This is a genomic window from Flavobacterium sp. J27, from assembly GCF_004303025.1.
Taxonomy (GTDB): domain Bacteria; phylum Bacteroidota; class Bacteroidia; order Flavobacteriales; family Flavobacteriaceae; genus Flavobacterium.
On sequence record NZ_PJQW01000005.1, the window covers coordinates 2611 to 22211 of the forward strand.

Here is a 19601-nt window from a genome sequence, read left to right on the forward strand (position 1 = left end):
AGTCTGCTTTTCTAAAGTAGAGATTACTTTCATCAGTTGCCCAGAAAAAGAATAAACTTCAATTTTTTTTACTTGATTGTTATCAATCAATTCCCATTTTAGAAATAGTTCTTCTTCAACAGGGTTTGGATAATAAGAAATGATATCCTCAGGAAAAAATTTTAATAATTCATCCTCTTTAATTTCAGAACTATTTTTAGATGAGGGCTCTTCTTCTCCAATAGGTCTTGGAATAAAAAAACTCAACTCCCTTCTCACTTGATTTCCAGCATTGTCATAACTAAAAGAAATTCTATTCTCATAAGTTTGGCTAAATCCTAAATAAGAAATAAATAGCAACCAATAAAAAACTGTTTGTTTCATAAATATTTGTTTGTTAATGATTTACAATGATATTTTACTATATAAACAATTAAAAAAGTCGTTCTTTGACTGCTTTTAATTGCTTCATAGAATATTTTAATTTTAAAATTCGTATCGAACCGTAAAATTCCACGTTCTTCCTAATCCAAAGAAAGCATTATTTCCTCCAGCTAAACCTTTGTAAACATTCCCATTCTCTCTAAAAGTTGGTCCAGTTAGAGTATTACTATCAAAAGTAGTTGGGTCTGGACTATCAACTTCATAACTTGAATTAGATTCAGAAATATATTTTCTATTGAAAATATTATTTACATTTAAACGTAAATCAATATGGTTTACTACGTTAATTCTGAATCTATAAGAAGCGAATGCATCAACAACTGTAAAATCGGGTAATAAGATTGGATTTTTAAAGAATGTAGCATTTTCCTTATATACACTAAAATTAGGATCGTACCTTTCAAGTGATGGCGAAGCATACATTCTATCTGAATACTTCACATTGGTACCAAATCTAAAATTTTTGAAAAATTCATAATCAACACCTATTGAAGCCATAAGTTGAGGCGCTCCTCCTATTTTTTGATCTTCAATCAATAAGATAGATGGCTCTGCTAAACTACCGTTTGTATCTGGTCTTAAATCTTGAAAAATAGCATTTGAACTATATTTCCATTCTCCAATAGATAACGTTCCATTTAAAATTAATCTTCTAATAGGAGCTGCCGTTACGTCTAATTCAATCCCTCTGTTAATTCTGTTAATTCCTGATGTAGTACCAAAATTACCTAATTCTGGTGTATAATAAGGTGTTTCAGCATCTTTATGGTCAGATGAGTAAGCACTAATATTTAAACTAACACTTCTTGATCTGAATCCATAACCAATTTCAATTGATTTGAATTTTTCATTTTTATAATTTGGATTAATATCATTATTTAAACCACTATAAACTGTTACGAATACGGGAGCTCTAGACACAAATCCTGCATTTGCCCAAATATTATGTTTTGCAGTAATATTAAAATTCACACCAAATTTTGCATTATAACCATCTATTGGTAATTCGCTAGTAGAATTACTACTATTATTATCGATATCAAATACCCCAGAACCAGGATTAGATTCAGCATAATTAGCTAAAGTATAATCGACTCTTTGAATAAATTGTCTGTTGAATCCTCCTTGCGCCAAAAGGTTAAACTTCCAAATATCATATTCTATTTGTGCATACGAACCTAAGTACGCTATTTTAGCATCGTATTTATAATCAACAGGATTAGCTCCTAAGTTTTTCTTTGTAAAATCAAATAATGGCTCTGGTAGAGCAGTATTGTTTGTGTTAATTGCATACCAAATACCCGCTGGATCGTTTGGAGCATCAATATAATCTGTTGCATAAGCATCAGCTCCAAACAAATCGTTTACAATTCTCGTTTTATTATATACTGTTTTACGTGCATCTATACCATAGTTTAGTTTTAAATTACTTGTTAGTTGTGTACTCAAATTTAAAATTCCACCATAAAAGGTCTGATTAGTTACTTCTGATAGTAAGCTTATTCCAGAAGTTCTACTTACAAAACCTCCTCCTAAATTACCATCCCAAATAGAGTTTATAAATTGTCCGTTATAGTTTTCACTTCGTGTTCTTACACCATAATAAGGTATGTTTGTAGGTTGTCCTGAATTAAAACTATAAATCGTATTTAAATCTACTTGCCCGTTTCCATCTACAAAATCTGACCATCCTAACCCTAAAATACCTCCTGAAAAGTTAGTATTTCCGCTTGTTCCTTTAGAACCGTATAATTTAGCAGACAACTGTGTTTTATCGGTAAAATTGATATCCCATTGAAAAATCCCAAGAGGCTTATGACCAAAATTTACTTTGGTAGCATAGGCTTCATTATTTAAATAACCCCAATCGCGGTTGTATTTATAATTAGGTTCTCCGCTTCCGTTACCTCTATTTATATAATTTGATAAACTAATATTAGACATTCTTTGGTTATGCCATTGTGGAGATCCAAAAACTTTAAATTGAAAATCATGTTTCCCTTTTTTATATCCTAAAGCTAAATAATAGGAATAGGCTTCAAAATTAGTAGAATTAACATAACCATCACCAGAGGTAGAACTTAGTAAAACATTGGCTGAAAAACCGCTCTTTAACAAGCCTGTTGCGTAAGAACCTACAAATTTTCTGTAGCCATCATTACCTGTAGCATTATATAAAAATCCGCCTTTATCGTAGTTTGCATCTCTTAAAATCATGTTGAATGTTCCAGCAACTGATGAATTCACTAATTTCGATGCTCCTAGTCCTCTTTGTAACTGAATAGACGAAGCCACATCGTTCATTGAAGCGATATTTGCCCAATCTACAATACCTGCTTCTAAATCGTAAACAGGAATACCATCAATCATTGGAGAAATATTGTTTTGCTCAAAACCTCTCACATTCATTCTTGTATCACCAAAGCCACCACCAACTCTTGAAGTATACACTCCAGGCATTTGGCTTGTTAATTCGATAAAATCTTTGTTTGATACTTTTTCACGCATTTCATAATTTCTCATTGTTGAAGATGAAATAGGTGTTTTTCTATCTTTAATTACGTCGATACTTGAAGTTGTTACAATAATATCTCTTTCCGTAACGGTGTTTTCTTCTAAAAATATAATTCCTAAATCTATAGTAGATTCATTCCCTTTACCATAAAAAGGAATTGTTTTACTGATAAATCCATTCATAGAAACTTCAACTGTTCCAAAAGTTTTAGTTGTAGTTAATACGAATGTTCCGTCAAAATCTACTGAAACTTGATCTACTGCTGTAGTTCCATCTGCTTTGATTGAAACAATTGCACCAAATAAAGAAAGTTTCTCTCTGTCATCTTTAACAATACCTTTAAATTTTGTTTGAGAAAATCCTTGTGAGGATAATAAAATTAATAATAGTGAATAGCAAAATAATCTTTTCATAAAACTCATTTTTAAAAATGGGTGCAAAGATTGTCTATAAAAAAAATTAAAAAAAAATTGGATTTTTTAACAAAACAACAAGGAGTTGTGATATTTATACTTGTTAATCGGTAGCTATATTTTTTTAATGTTAATTTTTTAAAAGCATTATAACAACTTAATTTATAAAAAAAGAATATGAAATTTTTATTGCCATTTTTTTATCGAATACAAAAAAAATACTTTTAGTGAAATATTTTATAAAAAAGCATATATAAAAGCCAAAAAACCCTTAAAACAAGGGGTTTTTGGCTTTATAAAATCAAATTTGTTTATTTTTTTTCTGTTTTTTGAGGTTCATTTATCACTTTTTGTTGTGATTTCATAGCACAAGTTGCTTCAAAAACAGCTCCAGATTCTACAGAAAGTCTACCTACAATTACATCTCCTTTAATCTTAGCAGTAGATTTGACAGTTAGCAATTCATCTACTTCTAATTTTCCTGTATATTTACCTTCAACATCAACATTTCTGCACTTAATATCACCTTGTACTTCACCTGATGGTCCAATAACTAATTTTCCTCCAGAAGTATAATTCCCAATTAAAGTGCCGTCTAATCTAAAATCTTCTTTAGTTTCTATATCTCCTTTAATTATTGTTCCTTGAACAATTCTATTGGTTTTCCCTAAAGGATTGCTTTCTGGTGTTTTATTTTTATCAAACATAGTCGTTAAGAGTTTTGGGGGTTATTTATTTATAGTTGTTTATTTAATCCATTCTTCTAGCTTCTTCTTTACTTGAATTACCTTATAATCGTCTGTAGAAATAATATATACTTTATCTTTTATTTTATAGTCTTTATATTCTTGCAATACGCTCCATGTTGCTCGAGCTACTTCAGCAGTTATAAAACCATGAATTACTATAAAGTCTTCTTCAATAGTATAAATATCAGTAGATAATTTTAAATCGTCATTTCTTCTAGCTTCTAGATATTTATTCAGTTTCTCTATTAATTTTTGTGCACTTTCTTGATCGTCAGGAACTCTCTTTGGAAATACCAATTTCCAAGTACTGGTTTCTGATGTAACAAAATTCATAGCTTCTAATTTAGGAATATGTTTTGAAAGCAAATCTTCCGCTTCTTTTCCTTCATCTGTATTTGGATAAGTTAAAGCTACATAATTAAGTACTTTTTTATACTCCTCTAATCCTTTTAATCTACCAACTACATTTGCTTTTAGCATCTCAAATTTTGGTAACGACTCTTCTCCTATATATTGATCAATTCTTTCTTGAACTTCAATATAAACTTCTCTTAGCTCATTTTGGGTATATCTTTTATATAGTTTATTGAATACAACTTCTGGTCTGGATTCATCATTTTCTACATTTAATGATGGATTTAGAAGAATTTGCGCATATCTGCTATCTGGATATTCTGAAACAATTTGATTTTTATAGGATTCTGCTTTACTAGGGTTACTAATCTCATATATTTTATACAAATTATATTTCGCTGGTAAGATTAATCGTTCTTCAGGATTATTCTTTAACAGTTGCTCTAGCCTATTAGCTGCTAATTGATATTCTTTGAATTTTTCTTTATAAATAAGCCCTAATTGATAATAAGCATAGTTTCTATCTTTAGCCAATGTATCAATAGCAGTCTTTCTGGTTGGTAATTTGGACAAATAAAAAGCAACATCATACTCAGGTTTATGGATCAATACATTCGAAGTGTCTTTATATTCTTCATTGCTTGAAGCTATAGCATCGTCATTATTTGCAATAGAAGTATTTGAATCACTGGTCGAAAGTTTCCAATTGTCTTTTAGTTTCTTATTACCCCATTTGCTTTGAAAATCTTTTTTTCCATAAGCTACCGTTACAGGGTTATAAAAATAAAATGTGCTTTGTTGTTCTTCTTTGCTACCTGCAGGAGGAAGGTTTCCTGGCGGTAACGCTCCAAAACTATTGTTTATATTGTTTTGTACTTTAGTTTTAGCAAGATTTTCTTGTTTTATGGCTTCTTTTTCTGCTTTTTCTGCTTCAGCTATAGCTTTTAAAGAATCGGCTACTTTTATTTTTTTAATATGTTCTTGAAAGTATTTTTTTCTTTCATTTTCACCCATTGCTACTATAGCCAAGATACTATCATTATCATGTGCAATAGTTTCATATTTAATCACATCTTCTAAATTGTCTCTTTTCTTTTTAATTTTTCGATATTCTTTTGTTCGATTATCTAATTGAATTAAAGTACTGTCGTAATATTGACCTGCCAATTTATATTCTGCATTATTAAAATGAATTTCGCCAATATTTCTATAATTTGAAGCAGCTAAGTAACGATCTTGCGTAACAGCTCTTATCGATTTGTTGTACCATTTTTTGGCAGTTGAATCGATTTCTTGTTTATCATAAAAAATACCCATTTGATGATATAAAATATCTAAATAAGGGCGGTTTTCTCTATCTTCAATTAATTTATTGAATTTTTCGGTGAATAATAAGGTGTCTCCGTTTTTATAATCGAATTGTGCTGCTTGTTTTGCGTGTGCTTGAATAACATATCTTCTTGGTGATTTTCTATTCATGTCTATAACTTCTTGAAAAGCTATATAAGCGCTGTCATTGTATTCCATTGCTTCATAAAGTTGTCCTAAAATAAAGGTATATCTAGCCTTTTGTTCTTTATTTTTAGTGATTTCTTTAGCAATTTTCAAAGTAGTAATGGCACTATCATTGGCTCCAATATTCATGTAAGCCTCAGTAAGCATTGCGTTAGCGTCTGCAACATCTTGACCTTCTATTTTTTCGTCTTCTAATAACTTTTTAAGGTTTTTTATCGCTGTTTCTTCATTTTCAAGTCGAATGTTTACTTTCTCTCTCCAAACTTTTGCATGATAAATTTTATCACTAGTAGGATATTTATATAAAATATAATTTAATGCTTCTAAAGACGGTAAGAATCGATTATCATAATATCTTGCTTTTCCTAGCAATAAATAAGCTTCGTCCATTTGAGGGTTTTTTTCTTTACCCTTGATATTCATGGAATGTTTTTGAATAGCTTTTACTGCTTTTTCTTCCGCTCTTTCAAAATTTGGATTTTTTTTATCTCCTGGCATCATTTCTTCTTCCTGAACTGGCATCCGTTCTACAGGTAAAATATCCCAAAAATTGTCTTTATAGGTTAGAACTAAATCGGCTTTTCCAGCTTCTAAAGCCAAATTACCATTATACAAAATATTATATTCTGTAGTAACAGCATGAAAATTTCTATTGATAAACTTATCTTTCTTAACAGAACAAGCTATTAGAAAAAAAAGAAAACCAATAGTTAAGGTGTATTTAAGTATATTGTTTTTCAAGATAAAACGCTTTATTTCTTTAACTTCAAATTTCTCTTTTTAGTATAAAGAATGGTAAAAATACATTTCTTTTTTTGATGTAAAAAAAAACCTTTGCTTTTTTACATTAATCTTGAATACTTTTTAACTCTTTTATGGCTTTAAAAGCAATGTCTATTTGATTGTCGCTCACAATAATTGTAAACTCATTAGTAGTAGAAATTACTTCATGTATAATGATTCCTTCCCAAGCTAATCTTTGGAAAATATAGTAATAAACACCCGGTACTGACACATTTTCTTGCGGAAGTTTCACCGTAATAGATGATAAATTCTCTATTTTATGTGTTATTTTTTCTGTTTTTAACAAATCAGCAACTAAATAAGCAGCAGAAGTACTTATGATAATATTAGATTCATTTACACCTCGTGAAGAAGTGTAAAAAACATCTGATTCTTTATTGATTTCAGATAATAATTTAGCCTGATTATCTAAAAGTGTTTCCGAAATGGTAAATGCATAATCTGTTAAAGAAGAACGAACGGTTATTTCACCTGTGTTTTTTAAAACTCGAGAAATTTTATGATTAATTTTAAAATCTAATTCTTCTGAAAGTCTTTTTAAAGACATCACAACAGCGCCCTGCTTTACATCCTTTCCTAATTCTTTTTCCAAATAGGGCATCATAACTCTAGACAAAGAAGTAAGGTTAATTATTCCTTGAGATAAGGAATTTAACAAGAATGGTTTCGACTTAATATATTGTTCTACAACTGAGGATATGGTTTTCATTAGTGTTTTTTTTACAAATATAGCAAAAAAACACAAAATGTTATATTTATAACTTAAAAATAATAAAAAGCTTCTTCTATGTGCTCAATGTTAAATTTTGAATTTTCTTTATGAATCGCAATTATATCAAAACGGATGTCTACATCTAAATCATGAAGGATAACATATTCATTAATTGCTTTTACTAATAATTGAATTTTTTTGGGTTTAACAAAGTCTTGAGGTAATCCAAATTCTAAACTAGATCTAGTTTTTACTTCTATAACAGCCAAAATAGTTTCTTTTTGTGCAATAATATCAATTTCAGCTTTGTCATACATCCAATTGGTTTCTAATATTTCATATCCATTTTCTTCTAAAAATGCAATTGCTTTTTCTTCACCTAATTTACCTAAATCATTATGTTCTGCCATTTTAATAATTGATAAAGAAGATTATTTATTTTTAAAACTCAATTTAATTTCTGTATCATTAACTTCAAAAGAGACTTGGCTACCTAACATTAAAGTGCGATTATCTTTTTGATGTCCAGCACAAAATTCAAAAGCAATCGGAATATTGTATTCTGTAGCAATCGCTGTAATAATTTGCACTTCATTTTGTCCAAAAGGAATTTCATTATCGTGCATATCTCTCATGCTTCCTACAATAATTCCTTTGGCTTGTTCAAAATAACCGTTTCGTTTTAAATTATACATCATGCGATCTATATGGTATAAATATTCGTCCAAATCTTCTATAAAAAGAATTTTATTCTTAGTAGTAATCGCAGATTTTGAACCTAAGAGACTATACAAAATGGAAATATTTCCACCTACTAATTCTCCTTCTCCTTTTCCTTTTATATCATAGGATTTTGAAGGAATTGTATAGTCCAATTTTGTGCCAAACAAAGCATCTTTAAGCGTTTGCTTCACTTTCTCAGGCGCATTTGGCACCGTAAAAGGCATAATACCATGTAAGGATGCTATTCCTAACGTATTTAAATGACTATGTAATACCGTAACATCACTAAAACCTATAATCCATTTTGGATGCTGTAAAAATTTAGTAAAATCTAATAAATCAATAATACGAACCGTACCATAACCTCCTCGAGCACACCAAATTGCTTTTACATTATCGTTATCCATCATTTCTTGTAAATCAGCAGCTCGTTCTACATCTGTACCTCCTAACTGACAACTATCTAACCCTATTGTTCTTCCTAATTTAGTTTTCAATCCCCAAGATTCTAAAAGTTGAATCGCTGGTTTAGCGTCTTCTGGCATAAATTTTCTGGCAGTACATACAATAGCAACTGTGTCGCCTTTTTTTAAATAAGGTGGAATATTCATTATTTCTTGAGAATATATGGTTAAATGGATTAATAATAAGATGATACAACTACAAAACTTCATAAATTATAAAAGTTACACCCAAAAATACATAAAATAAAAGACAAAAATTCGTCAAATCATTCCTAAAGAATTATTTTTGCATGTTTTTCTGAAAGTTTTTCAGAATTTAAATATAGAATTGAATTATGTTAGAAAATCCGAAAAGATACACCATAACCGCTGCTTTACCTTATACTAATGGGCCTATCCATATTGGCCACTTAGCGGGAGTTTATGTTCCAAGTGATATTTATGCAAGGTATTTACGCTTGCAAGGCAAAGATGTTGCTTTTGTTTGCGGAAGTGATGAACATGGTGTTGCGATTTCAATGAAAGCAAAAAAAGAAGGGATTACTCCACAAGAAGTAATAGACAAATATGATGGAATTATTCGTCAATCATTTATCGATTTTGGGATTACTTTCGATAATTATTCTAGAACTTCTGCTCAAATTCATCATGATACGGCTCAGGATTTCTTTAAAAAATTATATCAAGAAGGGAAGTTTATTGAACAAACTACCGAACAATTATATGATGCTAAAGCAGATCAATTTTTAGCGGATCGTTTTGTGACAGGAACTTGTCCCAAATGTGAAAATCCAGAAGCTTATGGAGACCAATGTGAGCGTTGTGGTTCCTCTTTGAATGCTACTGATTTAATTAACCCTAAATCAACAATTACGGGTGAAACTCCTGTTTTAAAATCTACAAAGCATTGGTTTTTACCTTTAAATGAATACGATGCGTTTTTAAGAGAATGGGTTTTAGAAGGTCATAAAAATGATTGGAAACCAAATGTATATGGTCAGGTAAAATCTTGGGTTGATGGTGGTTTGGAACCAAGAGCAGTAACTAGAGATTTAGATTGGGGAATAGATGTTCCTGTGGAAGGTGCAGAAGGAAAAAAATTATATGTTTGGTTCGATGCTCCAATTGGATATATTTCAGCAACTAAAGAATGGGCAGCGAGAGAAGGTAAAGATTGGGAACCGTATTGGAAAGATGCAGAAACCAAGCTAGTACACTTTATAGGAAAAGATAATATTGTTTTTCATTGCATTATTTTTCCAGTGATGCTAAAAGCAGAAGGGAGTTATATTTTACCAGATAATGTTCCTGCCAATGAGTTTTTAAATTTAGAAGGAAACAAATTGTCAACTTCAAAAAATTGGGCGGTTTGGTTGCATGAATATTTACAAGATTTTCCAGATAAACAAGATGTATTGCGCTATGCTTTAACAGCTAATGCTCCAGAAAGCCAAGACAATGATTTTACTTGGAAAAATTTTCAAGCTAGAAACAATAATGAATTAGCTGATAATATTGGAAATTTAGTAAACAGAGTTTTAGTTTTAACTCAGAAATACTATGAAGGAGAAGTTCCAACACCTAATTCATTTACAGAATTTGATGAGCAAACTTTGTTAGAATTAAAAGCCTATCCTGCTGTAATTGCTAGTTCAATAGAACGTTATCGATTTAGAGAAGCATTAAATGAGTTAATGAATATTGGTAAACTTGGAAATAAATATTTAGCAGAAGAAGAACCATGGAAAATGGTGAAAGAAAATCCTGAAAGAGTAAAAACGCAAATGTATGTTGCTTTACAAATTGTAACTGCTATAAGTATCTTATCTGAACCATTTCTTCCGTTTTCTTCAAAAAAATTAAAAAAGTACTTAAACTATAATGACAATTTTGGCTGGAATGATATAAGTTTTACCTCAGAGTTATTAAAACCAGGACATTTTATCCAAAAAGAAAAAGCAGCCTTATTATTTGATAAAATTGAAGATGCCGAAATACAAAAACAGTTGGATAAATTAGAAGCTTCAAAAAAAGCAAACCAAATAGCCAACGCAAAAGCAGAGCCTCAAAAAGAAGTGGCCACCTTTGACGATTTTACCAAATTAGACTTGCGTGTAGGAACGATTTTAGAAGCTGAAAAAATGCCTAAAGCAAACAAACTTTTAGTTCTAAAAGTAGACACAGGTATTGATATAAGAACGATTGTGTCTGGAATTGCAGAACATTTTTCTCCTGAAGAAATAATAGGTAGAAGAGTAACCGTTTTGGCAAATTTAGCCCCAAGAGCGTTACGTGGTGTAGAAAGTGCAGGAATGATTTTAATGACAAATAATGCAGAAGGAAAATTAGTATTTGTAAACCCAGATACAGAAGGTGTCTTAAATGGCGCTTTAATTAGTTAACTCACTTTCATTTAAAATAAATAAAAAAGTACTCTAAAAACTAGAGTACTTTTTTTATAATTATTGTAAAAAAAAAGCTCTTTCTTTTTCAGATACAATTCTGCATTTTTGAGCCATTAATTTGTATCTGTTTTTCGCTATTATATCATAAATAAGGTTTAAAATACCAGTAGGGATAAAACGAAAGTATTTCAAATAATTTAGTGGTGAATTAACATAATTTAAGATCTTCAAAAAGGCTTTTGCCTTTTTATAATACCTTCTATTTTCAATTAAAACAATAGAATCCAAATTGGCTTCAATTTGAAACGTGTGTAGCAATTGTTGGCCTATTTCAGATTGAAAGGCAACAAATCGCAATTTGTTTGACGGTTTATTTTCTAAAATAAATTGAATTGATGTATCACAAAAACCACACATCCCATCATAAATAACAAGAGTATATGTATCTATTATTTCTTTATATTTTTTATCTAACATAATTTTTCTTCATAAAATAAGACATTAAAAAAAGCAAACTAATTAAGAGTAATAATCCAATTGTGTAATTCATAGATTGATGTAGTGCTCCAAAATAATCTGTTATAGGCAAACTATTTAAATTGCAGTAGACCATAAAGAAAAAGACAATTTCAAATAGCTTTTTAGATTGTGTAATAATTCCTAAAAAAACGGCTAAAAGAACAATAAAAACTGCCCCCAATAAAATAGATAAAAATGTATTTAATTCACCTTTAATTAACAACCGTATCCATAACGGACTGGCTATTAAAAACATCCATAAAATAGCGGCCAAAATGCGTGATATAAAAACTCTTTGCAATGGTTTGTATGCAGAAGCTGTAAAAAAGAAAGTACGTTGCGTATGATCTTTTGTTTCTAAATCGGATAATACCAAAATTTGTAAAAACCATAACAAAGGCAATACATATTCATGTGCCATTTGAATAGAAACAAAAAACATAATTGCCATACAAATAATGGTCGCGCTAAGCAATGTTTTAGTGTTTTTTCTGCTTAACAAAGCAAATTCTATTTTTATAAGCGATTGCAATCCGAAAGTATTTTTAGTGACTACATTTGTACCCATTTGAAAAGTCGCCTTTTTAAAATCAGTATCTTCCTCTTCCACTTTTTCAGAAAGGGCTTCTCTCTCTGATAATGAAAATCGATGAAAAAAGAAGGCTGCAAAAAACAATGCGATGAAAATAATTGCAATCCAAATAAATCGAGACAAAAAATAGCCTCCAGAAAACACAACAGGTCTTACTTCAATTACTTTAGTGATATCTCTAGATCCAGAAACAAAACCAATGGTAAGTTTGTTTTCTTTCAGTAAAGTATCTGGATTAAATTGTTTTTCTACTTGTTTCAATGGTTCTTGTATTCCAAATACATCAAAAGAATTATTCTGCTTTTGAGTAAAATTGGCAAACAAAATATAAAAAAAACAACCTATAAAAATAACATATTGTAATATATTTTGTTTTGGAATAAAGACTTCCAAAAGCAATGAAAAAAAAGCAATAAAAAATAAACTTGGAAGAGCAATATAAACATAGGGAAATATAAAAGCTGGAAAATTAAAAGTATATTCTTTTCCATAAAGAAAAAAGAGCATAATACTCATTAAAAATACGATTACTAAAATACTAAGCAACACCAAAAAATTAGCTAGTGCTTTTGTAAGTAGGTATTTAAAATTTGAAATACTACTGGCACTAATAATGGCTCCTATTCTAGTTTCAATATCTTTTTTTATTGTTCCATTGATTAAAAAAAACCCAAAAAAAGAAAGAAAAATACTAGAAAGTATTGCTGTTGCTAATCCTATCCAAGTAGCATTATAAGCCCCTGAATAAGTTCCAAATTGTATGGTTTTGTAAGATGCTTCTGGTCCTGGAATAAAACTAAATGAAACATATAAACTTACTGCTAGAACCAACAAGAAAGAATAACTTCTAACAAACTGCAAAAAGTTTCCAGTAATGATACTTTTAAACTGCCACATTTTCTTGATTTTTAGTTAAGAACAAATAGGTGTCTTCTAAAGTTGGAGAAACTGGAATTCTATTTTTAGGTGCATTTTCGTCTAAATAACGTACCCTAAAATGATCTTGAAAGCGATACGAACTAATTACTGTATGCTCTTTTTTAAAATGAATGATGCTTTCTTTATCTATATTTTTTTCAAAAACTTTTCCTTCAACTTTTTTAATTAATACTTCTTGTGTTTGCTTTGCAAGCAATTTTCCTTTTTTCATTACTGCAACTTCATCTGCAATGGATTCGATATCGGAAACTATATGTGAAGAAAGGATTATAATTTTTTCTTGAGCCAATTCAGAAATTAAATCTCTAAAACGAAGTCGTTCTTCAGGGTCTAAACCCACGGTAGGTTCATCAAAAATAATGACCTTAGGATTGTTTAAAAGTGTTTGTGCAATACCTATTCTTTGTTTCATTCCACCAGAATAGGTGCCTAATGGGTTTTTAGCTACTTCCATAAGATTTACAGCTTCTAACAAATTTTCGATTTTACTTTTTAACCCATTTCCACCAATACCTTTCATAGCAGCCATGTAATTTAGGAATTCATACGCATTAAGATTAGGATATACCCCAAAATCTTGAGGTAAGTATCCTAAAATTTTACGCATTTCATCTGGAAATTTAAGTATATCTAAACCATTTAAAATAATTTCTCCAGAAGTAGGTTTTGCAATAGTGGCCAACATTTTGATTAAAGTTGATTTACCTGCTCCATTTGGTCCTAATAATCCTAAGACTCCTGAAGTTATGGTAATAGAATAATCACTTAACCCTAATTTTTTAGAATTATATTGTTTCACTAAGTTGTTTATTATTAACTCCATAGTATTTCTTTGCGCTATTTCTACATTTTAAAAAAGCCTTATTTTGCATTCTGAATCATACGTTGAAAATTTTCTTTTTTAGCAAAAACTTCTTCCAAAGCAATGGCTTTGTCAGTATTAATTTTTTTGGTTACATCGTCTAATTTCTTTTGAAATTCATCTGCTGTTGCATACGATATGGTTTGCGCATTAAAAGATTCGAAAATACCATTAGATTCAATTACTAAACCTTGCAATCCAAAGAACACTGATGGCCCGCCATTTACTGGAATTTCTGGAGCAAACCATGCATATACCTCTGGGTTATTTTTTAAATGTGCTTTTTTACAGCGATAGCCATTCACTTCCTTTTGTTCATTTGTAACAGTCCATTGAATAGATGTTGTGTTCCCTTTATAATCAATTGTTTTTCCCATGAAGTTTTCTTTTCCGTTAATGTTTCCATCTTTATTTCTAGAAACATAATAAGTATATCCAGCTGTACTCATATTTTCAACTTCAGAAATAGAATCTAAAACGAAAATAGATTCTTTTGTTTTTAAGTTTTGATAATAGGTAGTGTGCATTTTATAATCTCCCATTTTCTTTAAAATTTTAGAATATTGTACTGGATCCTGAATTTGTTTCTTTAACATTCCTACCATAAAATCAGAAATACACCCTCCTGAATAAGATACTTTTAAAATGTTTTTGTCTTTACTTTGTGCTTGCGTAAAATTTGTAAAAAAAACGATACACATAAGTGCTACTAAGGTTTTAATTGTTTTCATGTTGTTTGATTTTGATGTTTATAATTTATATTTAATTCCTAAAATGATATAGTTCAATGATTGATTATTTATAATTGTATTGGCAATCCCTTCTTTTAAAACAAACTGTGAGTTATACGATTCGTTTTCAAAAATGTGAAGTAATTCTCCTAAATGTCTTGCTTCAATACTATAGGTGAATTTTTTTGCAGTATAAGAAAAATCCACATTGATGTTTTTACGAGAATAGTCGATTGAATTGATGGTGTTATAATCGTATAAAAAATGAACATTTGCTTTCCATTGCTCGTTTTTCATTAAAATTGAAAACCCATTTTGTCTATAGGTTGCTTTATACTTGTTTGTTGTTACTCTGTTTGTAATAAAAGACATTTTTGAAAGTAAGCTAAAGTTTATCAAATGTCCAGTTATGGTCTCTAATTTTAATTCTGGAGAAAAAGTAGTACTTGTACTATTTACTTGTTCCTGATTTATAATAATAGGATACTTATCAATTTTATATTTTGCACCTAAATCTATTTTTGTAGGATATTTTAATTGTGAAACAGTCTTTGAATAAAAAGAGACTATTTCAAAATTAGATGCTTCCTCGGCGATAAAAAGAGTATAGGTTGCAATACCATTTTGTTGTTGCAAAAAGTTTTTCTTTAAAATGTCGTTTTGATTGCTATAAGACAAGTCTATTGAGAATAATTTGGCATCAAAAAAGTTATCGTAATTATAGCCTATTTTTAGTGTATTTGAAGTACTAAACCCTAATGGAAAAGCGAAGTCTCCATTCCAAACAGCATTAAAAGGCTGCACTGTCGTAATTCCAGATTCTAATTGATTCCAACTTTTATACCTACTATACGTTAGATTATATCTGTGTAACGGACTTTCATAATCTAATGTTACTGTAACAGGTAAAAAGGTTTCTTTATTTCTAATGGTTTCATTTACTTTTGTATAAAAAGGATTCACTCCCAATGAAAATTCATAATCGAGTCTTTTAAAAACATCATTTCCTTTTATTTGTAATGTAGACGTGAAATCTTCAATGGAACGATCAATTAAGTGCGACGTTGTCATTCTATCTTCTATTTGTTCTTGAGTATGATTGTATTCAAAAGTTAAAGAAGGAATAAAAGCATTAGAAACTTTATATCGCAATCCTAGATTGGTTTGTAGATTATTTTTTTGGTATTCATAATCTTGAAGATTGGATAGTAAAGTACTTCCTGTATTGATATTATAATCATTAAGTAATTTAGTCTTCTCATTAAAAAATGCTACGTTTGATTCAAAAATAAGATCCTCTTTAATTTTACTTTTTAGTCCAAAATCATTAAAGAAAGAAGCAATTTTGTTTTTATTATTTGAAAAGGTTACATTCGTTTGATTTATGGAACCGTTTTCAAAGATTTGATTTTCTATCTCACTGGTATTCCTGTTATCTATAAAATTAGCATTCACTTTGTAAGTTCCAATGGTGGTGGGATTGAATTTATAAGCTAAAAAAAGTGTCCCTAAAAAGGATTGTGACTTACTATTACTTAGGTTTGAAGTATTCAACAAAGGTTCTTTATTAATGGTACTTGTATTTTGCAAAATACTGTTTACTCTATCTGGAGCTATATAATAAAATAATCCAAACGTTTTCAATCGGTTGGTTTGACTTCTCAACGTTAGATTAGTAGTTGTAAAAAAGTCTTTTTTCAAATTTTCATTACTTACAAAAAGCCTTCCTAAGCTCTCTGCTTGGTATTTTGAGAATGGTTGCCCTTGATTAAATAGTTTTTTTATTTCTTGTGATTGAATTGTCGTTTTACCAATGTTGTTTGTATGATGAGTTAAAAAAGCATTTAGTTGATTTGAAAATAGAAATTCTTTGGCTTTTATCTCATACTTATTATCATAACCATAGTTTCCTTCTACCGAACCATTAAAGATGTACTGGCTTTTATCGCTTGTATCAATATTTAAAACGCTCTCTTGATGGTCATCAAAATCTAAAGAAAAATCATCACTATAGTTATTAATAACACTTATCCCATCTATCATTTTCTTTTCAATACTCTCTAATGCTATGCTATTTTGATTTTCAAAAGTAGCTTTATTATTGACCAGAATTTTATCGATGTTTTTGCCTTTGTAAATTATATTTCCATCATCACTTACTTTAAAATTAGGTATTTTATCAAGTATGTTTTTTAAGTTGTCATTCTCTTTTAAGTTTAACCTGTCTAAGTCTAATTTAACCGTGTCTTGAACCTTCGCACTTGAGACCAAGATAACCTCATCTAAAGCAGCAGTATTACTTTCTAATGTAAAATTGAGCAATAAACCTTTCTTTTGGTAATCTTGTTCATTAAAAACATACTTTAGTTTGTTAAATGCAATATGAGCAATTTCTAATACATATTCTTTTTTCATTAGTACTTCAAAACTATAAGATCCATCAGATAAAGTAACCGTGTAATTCACTATACTATGAGAAGTATCATATATTACTAACGCAGCAGATTCTATAGGAAAATTATCTTCGTCTACAATTTTTCCAGATATAGTGGTAGTTTGAGCCAAAGAAAAACTAAAGAATAAGAGAAAGAATAGTATTTTAAAATAACCTTGCATAGTATTTTACAGCTTTATTTAATACAACATAAGTAGTTATACTAAGTATTCATTTAAAAAATTTATTTTCTTAGGCTTTTACTCATTATTATTGTAAAAACAATCAAAAAGAATACTATAACTGGTAGAAACCAATATCCTAAAACCTCTGAAGTTCTTGTTGTCGATTTTAATATACCAAAAGCTTTAAACTGTCCTTCTTCGATAAATAATCCTGTGTTTTTTGGGAATTTCAGTTTAAAAAATGCCAAAACCCCTAATACACAAATAGCTATTCCTGAAGTGATTGAAACTCCCTGTTTTGTTTTTTTGATAATCTGTAATTGTATCTTTTCCATGATTATTATACTGTTTATTTATTTTGAAGAATTGTAATAGAAAAAGCTAACTGTTCCCAATACAAATTCATTTCTTCTAAAGATTGTTTGCCTGCATTGGTTAATTCACAATATTTTCTTGGCACACCAGAATCTTTTTCTACCCATTTTGAAGAAATTAAACCTTGTTTTTCCAAACGGTTCATTAAAGGATAAATCGTTCCTTCAGCCATTTCAATTTTGGTTATTTTTTTTACTTGATCAATTAGTTCATAACCATAAAATTGTTTGCGTTTCAGAATATTCAAAATGATAAAAGATAAGGTGCCTTTTTTTACTTGTGACTGCCATTTCGAAACGAATAAAGAATCCATATTTAATTAGCTCGATTTTTTATACCATATCAATCGCTAATACAGGGCTTTCTGACTTTTCTTTTACTTTGAACCATTTATAATAATGTCCAAAAGCAATTAAATTCAATAAGATCATCACCACTGCAAACGTGTATAAGTGCATGAATATTCCTATCAGTATATGTAATAAAATTATTTTAGAAAGTACGAATCGTTTTATTTTTGGTACATAAATTAAAAAAGGATACAATAATTCTACAAATACTACTGACCAGCAAATAATTTTAAAAACAATTGGGTAGTTTACAAAATTCACTGCATAATCCACATAATCACTAGAGTAGATATTAATTACATACCAAATTGCATTTCCATCAAACCAATCGGTTCCAAGTGATTTTCCTAATCCTCCAAAAAAGTAAATAAAACACATTTGGACTTGTAGGAATCGAATTGCAAAAGAATATATCATATTCTTTTTGGCCACATCTTTAAAAGGTACACAAAAGAAAATAGTTATAAAAAGTAAGGTGGAAACCATATTATCTGCACCGTATGCAAATAAAAAATTAGAATTCACAATTAATAAATGAATAAACCAAGCCAGAAGAGCACTAGTAAATCGATATCTATTAAAAAACATACCTAAAAAAGAGAAAATATACACCCCTATAAGTAACAAAATAGTTATATTTTCTGGAATACCTAAATTAGCCAAAGGATCGGTAAACCAATAAAAAACAGGTTGATACCAAAAGATGTGCTGGTCATTAACTGCGTTTTGAATAAGCGCATTTGAACCAAATAAATAACTAATATCTGGTAAAATAATAGCAATATTAGCTAAACCAAAAAGAGCTACTATTTTAATACTAAAATCGGCATTTATAAATTTCTGGCTGGAATAAAAAAGCTTTGAAATGAATTTGTTATAAATTGTTGTTGCTTCCATAATTATTTAATTTTTTTTGGCTCTAAAACCTAACATACTTTTCTTATTAATCGACAGCCCATTTTCTCTGGTATAGTTAATATCTGAATACATCGATAAGTTTAAATAAACATCTAGATCTTTCATGTTTAAATCACGATTAAAAAAGGAAGTAGAAATTGATTGTAAAAAAGAATCTCTTTCTTTTATTTTATCTAAATTGGAATTGAAATATAGATTAGCTCCAAAAAATTTAGTGTCCGATTCAACACTTCTAAAAGGCATTTCAATAATTTTATCTCCAGATTTAAAAGATAATTCTAGTTTTTTGGAAGTAACATTTGGTGAAAAAAAAGCATATCCTCTATTGGTCCCTGTAAACAATGAATAGAAAAAAATGGCATCTTTAGTAGTTAAATTTAAATTATCAATCCATTTCGATTTCTTTATTATTACTTGACCAAAAGAATTCACTTTGTCATTTTCAGTAGTAGTTAATTCAGAAAAACGAGAAAAGCCAACAACTGTTATTACAATAAAATGTATTGCAAAAAACAACATTAAGAATATTTTTAGTGTTTTCATGTTTATTGTTTTTAATTTGTTTGAATTATAAAAAAGGAAGAGAGACTAATATCTCTCATTCCTTTTTTATGGGAAA

Annotated in this window: 17 protein-coding genes; 1 reads left to right on the top strand and 16 read right to left on the bottom strand. The window is 29.3% G+C overall.

Translation table 11 applies throughout. From position 1 onward, the window contains the following. From CX675_RS19750 to CX675_RS08015, 7 genes are all read right to left on the bottom strand, one after another. The coding region (locus tag CX675_RS19750; protein WP_165395999.1) for a T9SS type A sorting domain-containing protein at positions 1 to 363 on the bottom strand (363 nt) is incomplete at its 3' end. Positions 364 to 465: 102 nt separating this feature from the next. Next, a complete protein-coding gene (locus tag CX675_RS07990) occupies positions 466 to 3351 on the bottom strand; it encodes a TonB-dependent receptor (protein WP_165396000.1) in 2886 nt (961 codons plus the stop codon). A 311-nt stretch (positions 3352 to 3662) separates the two neighbouring features. Continuing rightward, positions 3663 to 4058 carry a polymer-forming cytoskeletal protein gene (locus tag CX675_RS07995; RefSeq protein ID WP_130734712.1) on the bottom strand — a complete coding sequence of 132 codons (396 nt, stop codon included), beginning with the start codon at positions 4056 to 4058 and terminating at the stop codon, positions 3663 to 3665. A 39-nt stretch (positions 4059 to 4097) separates the two neighbouring features. Next, on the bottom strand, positions 4098 to 6710 hold the full coding sequence (locus CX675_RS08000; RefSeq protein WP_130734713.1) for a gliding motility protein: 2613 nt from the start codon (positions 6708 to 6710) through the stop codon (positions 4098 to 4100). 106 nt (positions 6711 to 6816) lie between these two features. Then, positions 6817 to 7482, bottom strand: coding sequence for an aspartate kinase (locus CX675_RS08005; RefSeq protein ID WP_130734714.1), 666 nt, complete (start codon positions 7480 to 7482; stop codon positions 6817 to 6819). Positions 7483 to 7535: 53 nt separating this feature from the next. After that, positions 7536 to 7895 carry a YraN family protein gene (locus CX675_RS08010; protein ID WP_130734715.1) on the bottom strand — a complete coding sequence of 120 codons (360 nt, stop codon included), beginning with the start codon at positions 7893 to 7895 and terminating at the stop codon, positions 7536 to 7538. Between the two features lie 21 nt (positions 7896 to 7916). After that, positions 7917 to 8882 (bottom strand): LD-carboxypeptidase, encoded by a 966-nt coding sequence (locus tag CX675_RS08015; protein WP_130734716.1) that lies wholly within the window; start codon positions 8880 to 8882, stop codon positions 7917 to 7919. Positions 8883 to 9007: 125 nt separating this feature from the next. On the opposite strand from CX675_RS08015, the gene metG reads away from it, so the two are divergent. Next, positions 9008 to 11074, top strand: a complete 2067-nt coding sequence (gene metG, locus CX675_RS08020) for a methionine--tRNA ligase (protein ID WP_130734717.1) — start codon at positions 9008 to 9010, stop codon at positions 11072 to 11074. 60 nt (positions 11075 to 11134) lie between these two features. Here metG and CX675_RS08025 read toward each other — a convergent pair whose 3' ends face one another. From CX675_RS08025 to CX675_RS08065, 9 genes are all read right to left on the bottom strand, one after another. Continuing rightward, on the bottom strand, positions 11135 to 11554 hold the full coding sequence (locus tag CX675_RS08025) for a thiol-disulfide oxidoreductase DCC family protein (protein WP_130734718.1): 420 nt from the start codon (positions 11552 to 11554) through the stop codon (positions 11135 to 11137). Then, positions 11544 to 13085: a hypothetical protein gene (locus tag CX675_RS08030; protein WP_130734719.1), complete on the bottom strand. Its 1542-nt coding sequence runs from the start codon at positions 13083 to 13085 to the stop codon at positions 11544 to 11546. Before CX675_RS08030 ends, CX675_RS08025 begins: the two co-directional genes overlap by 11 nt. Next, positions 13072 to 13950: an ABC transporter ATP-binding protein gene (locus CX675_RS08035; protein ID WP_130734720.1), complete on the bottom strand. Its 879-nt coding sequence runs from the start codon at positions 13948 to 13950 to the stop codon at positions 13072 to 13074. The genes CX675_RS08030 and CX675_RS08035 overlap by 14 nt, the downstream gene beginning before the upstream one ends. Positions 13951 to 13988: 38 nt before the next feature. Next, the gene (locus CX675_RS08040) at positions 13989 to 14720 is read right to left on the bottom strand and encodes a GLPGLI family protein (RefSeq protein ID WP_130734721.1); all 732 of its coding nucleotides are present in this window, start codon (positions 14718 to 14720) and stop codon (positions 13989 to 13991) included. An 18-nt stretch (positions 14721 to 14738) separates the two neighbouring features. Then, positions 14739 to 17336, bottom strand: a complete 2598-nt coding sequence (locus CX675_RS08045; RefSeq protein WP_130734722.1) for a carboxypeptidase-like regulatory domain-containing protein — start codon at positions 17334 to 17336, stop codon at positions 14739 to 14741. Positions 17337 to 17398: 62 nt separating this feature from the next. Beyond that, positions 17399 to 17674, bottom strand: a complete 276-nt coding sequence (locus CX675_RS08050; RefSeq protein WP_130734723.1) for a hypothetical protein — start codon at positions 17672 to 17674, stop codon at positions 17399 to 17401. A 14-nt stretch (positions 17675 to 17688) separates the two neighbouring features. After that, positions 17689 to 18027: a PadR family transcriptional regulator gene (locus CX675_RS08055; RefSeq protein WP_130734724.1), complete on the bottom strand. Its 339-nt coding sequence runs from the start codon at positions 18025 to 18027 to the stop codon at positions 17689 to 17691. Between the two features lie 19 nt (positions 18028 to 18046). After that, the gene (locus CX675_RS08060) at positions 18047 to 18961 is read right to left on the bottom strand and encodes a hypothetical protein (RefSeq protein WP_130734725.1); all 915 of its coding nucleotides are present in this window, start codon (positions 18959 to 18961) and stop codon (positions 18047 to 18049) included. A 6-nt stretch (positions 18962 to 18967) separates the two neighbouring features. Next, the gene (locus CX675_RS08065; RefSeq protein WP_130734726.1) at positions 18968 to 19525 is read right to left on the bottom strand and encodes a hypothetical protein; all 558 of its coding nucleotides are present in this window, start codon (positions 19523 to 19525) and stop codon (positions 18968 to 18970) included. Between the last annotated feature and the right edge of the window lie 76 nt (positions 19526 to 19601).

What these genes read in the sequence shown, in the direction of transcription:
- CX675_RS08025 (WP_130734718.1), bottom strand. Translation starts at nt 11,554, where the DNA reads ATGTTAGATAAAAAATATAAAGAAATAATAGATACATATACTCTTGTT.
- CX675_RS08040 (WP_130734721.1), bottom strand. Translation starts at nt 14,720, where the DNA reads ATGAAAACAATTAAAACCTTAGTAGCACTTATGTGTATCGTTTTTTTT.
- CX675_RS08035 (WP_130734720.1), bottom strand. Translation starts at nt 13,950, where the DNA reads ATGGAGTTAATAATAAACAACTTAGTGAAACAATATAATTCTAAAAAA.
- CX675_RS07990 (WP_165396000.1), bottom strand. Translation starts at nt 3,351, where the DNA reads ATGAAAAGATTATTTTGCTATTCACTATTATTAATTTTATTATCCTCA.
- CX675_RS08015 (WP_130734716.1), bottom strand. Translation starts at nt 8,882, where the DNA reads ATGAAGTTTTGTAGTTGTATCATCTTATTATTAATCCATTTAACCATA.
- metG (WP_130734717.1), top strand. Translation starts at nt 9,008, where the DNA reads ATGTTAGAAAATCCGAAAAGATACACCATAACCGCTGCTTTACCTTAT.
- CX675_RS08045 (WP_130734722.1), bottom strand. Translation starts at nt 17,336, where the DNA reads ATGCAAGGTTATTTTAAAATACTATTCTTTCTCTTATTCTTTAGTTTT.
- CX675_RS08005 (WP_130734714.1), bottom strand. Translation starts at nt 7,482, where the DNA reads ATGAAAACCATATCCTCAGTTGTAGAACAATATATTAAGTCGAAACCA.
- CX675_RS08060 (WP_130734725.1), bottom strand. Translation starts at nt 18,961, where the DNA reads ATGGAAGCAACAACAATTTATAACAAATTCATTTCAAAGCTTTTTTAT.
- CX675_RS08065 (WP_130734726.1), bottom strand. Translation starts at nt 19,525, where the DNA reads ATGAAAACACTAAAAATATTCTTAATGTTGTTTTTTGCAATACATTTT.
- CX675_RS08010 (WP_130734715.1), bottom strand. Translation starts at nt 7,895, where the DNA reads ATGGCAGAACATAATGATTTAGGTAAATTAGGTGAAGAAAAAGCAATT.
- CX675_RS08050 (WP_130734723.1), bottom strand. Translation starts at nt 17,674, where the DNA reads ATGGAAAAGATACAATTACAGATTATCAAAAAAACAAAACAGGGAGTT.
- CX675_RS08055 (WP_130734724.1), bottom strand. Translation starts at nt 18,027, where the DNA reads ATGGATTCTTTATTCGTTTCGAAATGGCAGTCACAAGTAAAAAAAGGC.
- CX675_RS07995 (WP_130734712.1), bottom strand. Translation starts at nt 4,058, where the DNA reads ATGTTTGATAAAAATAAAACACCAGAAAGCAATCCTTTAGGGAAAACC.
- CX675_RS08030 (WP_130734719.1), bottom strand. Translation starts at nt 13,085, where the DNA reads ATGTGGCAGTTTAAAAGTATCATTACTGGAAACTTTTTGCAGTTTGTT.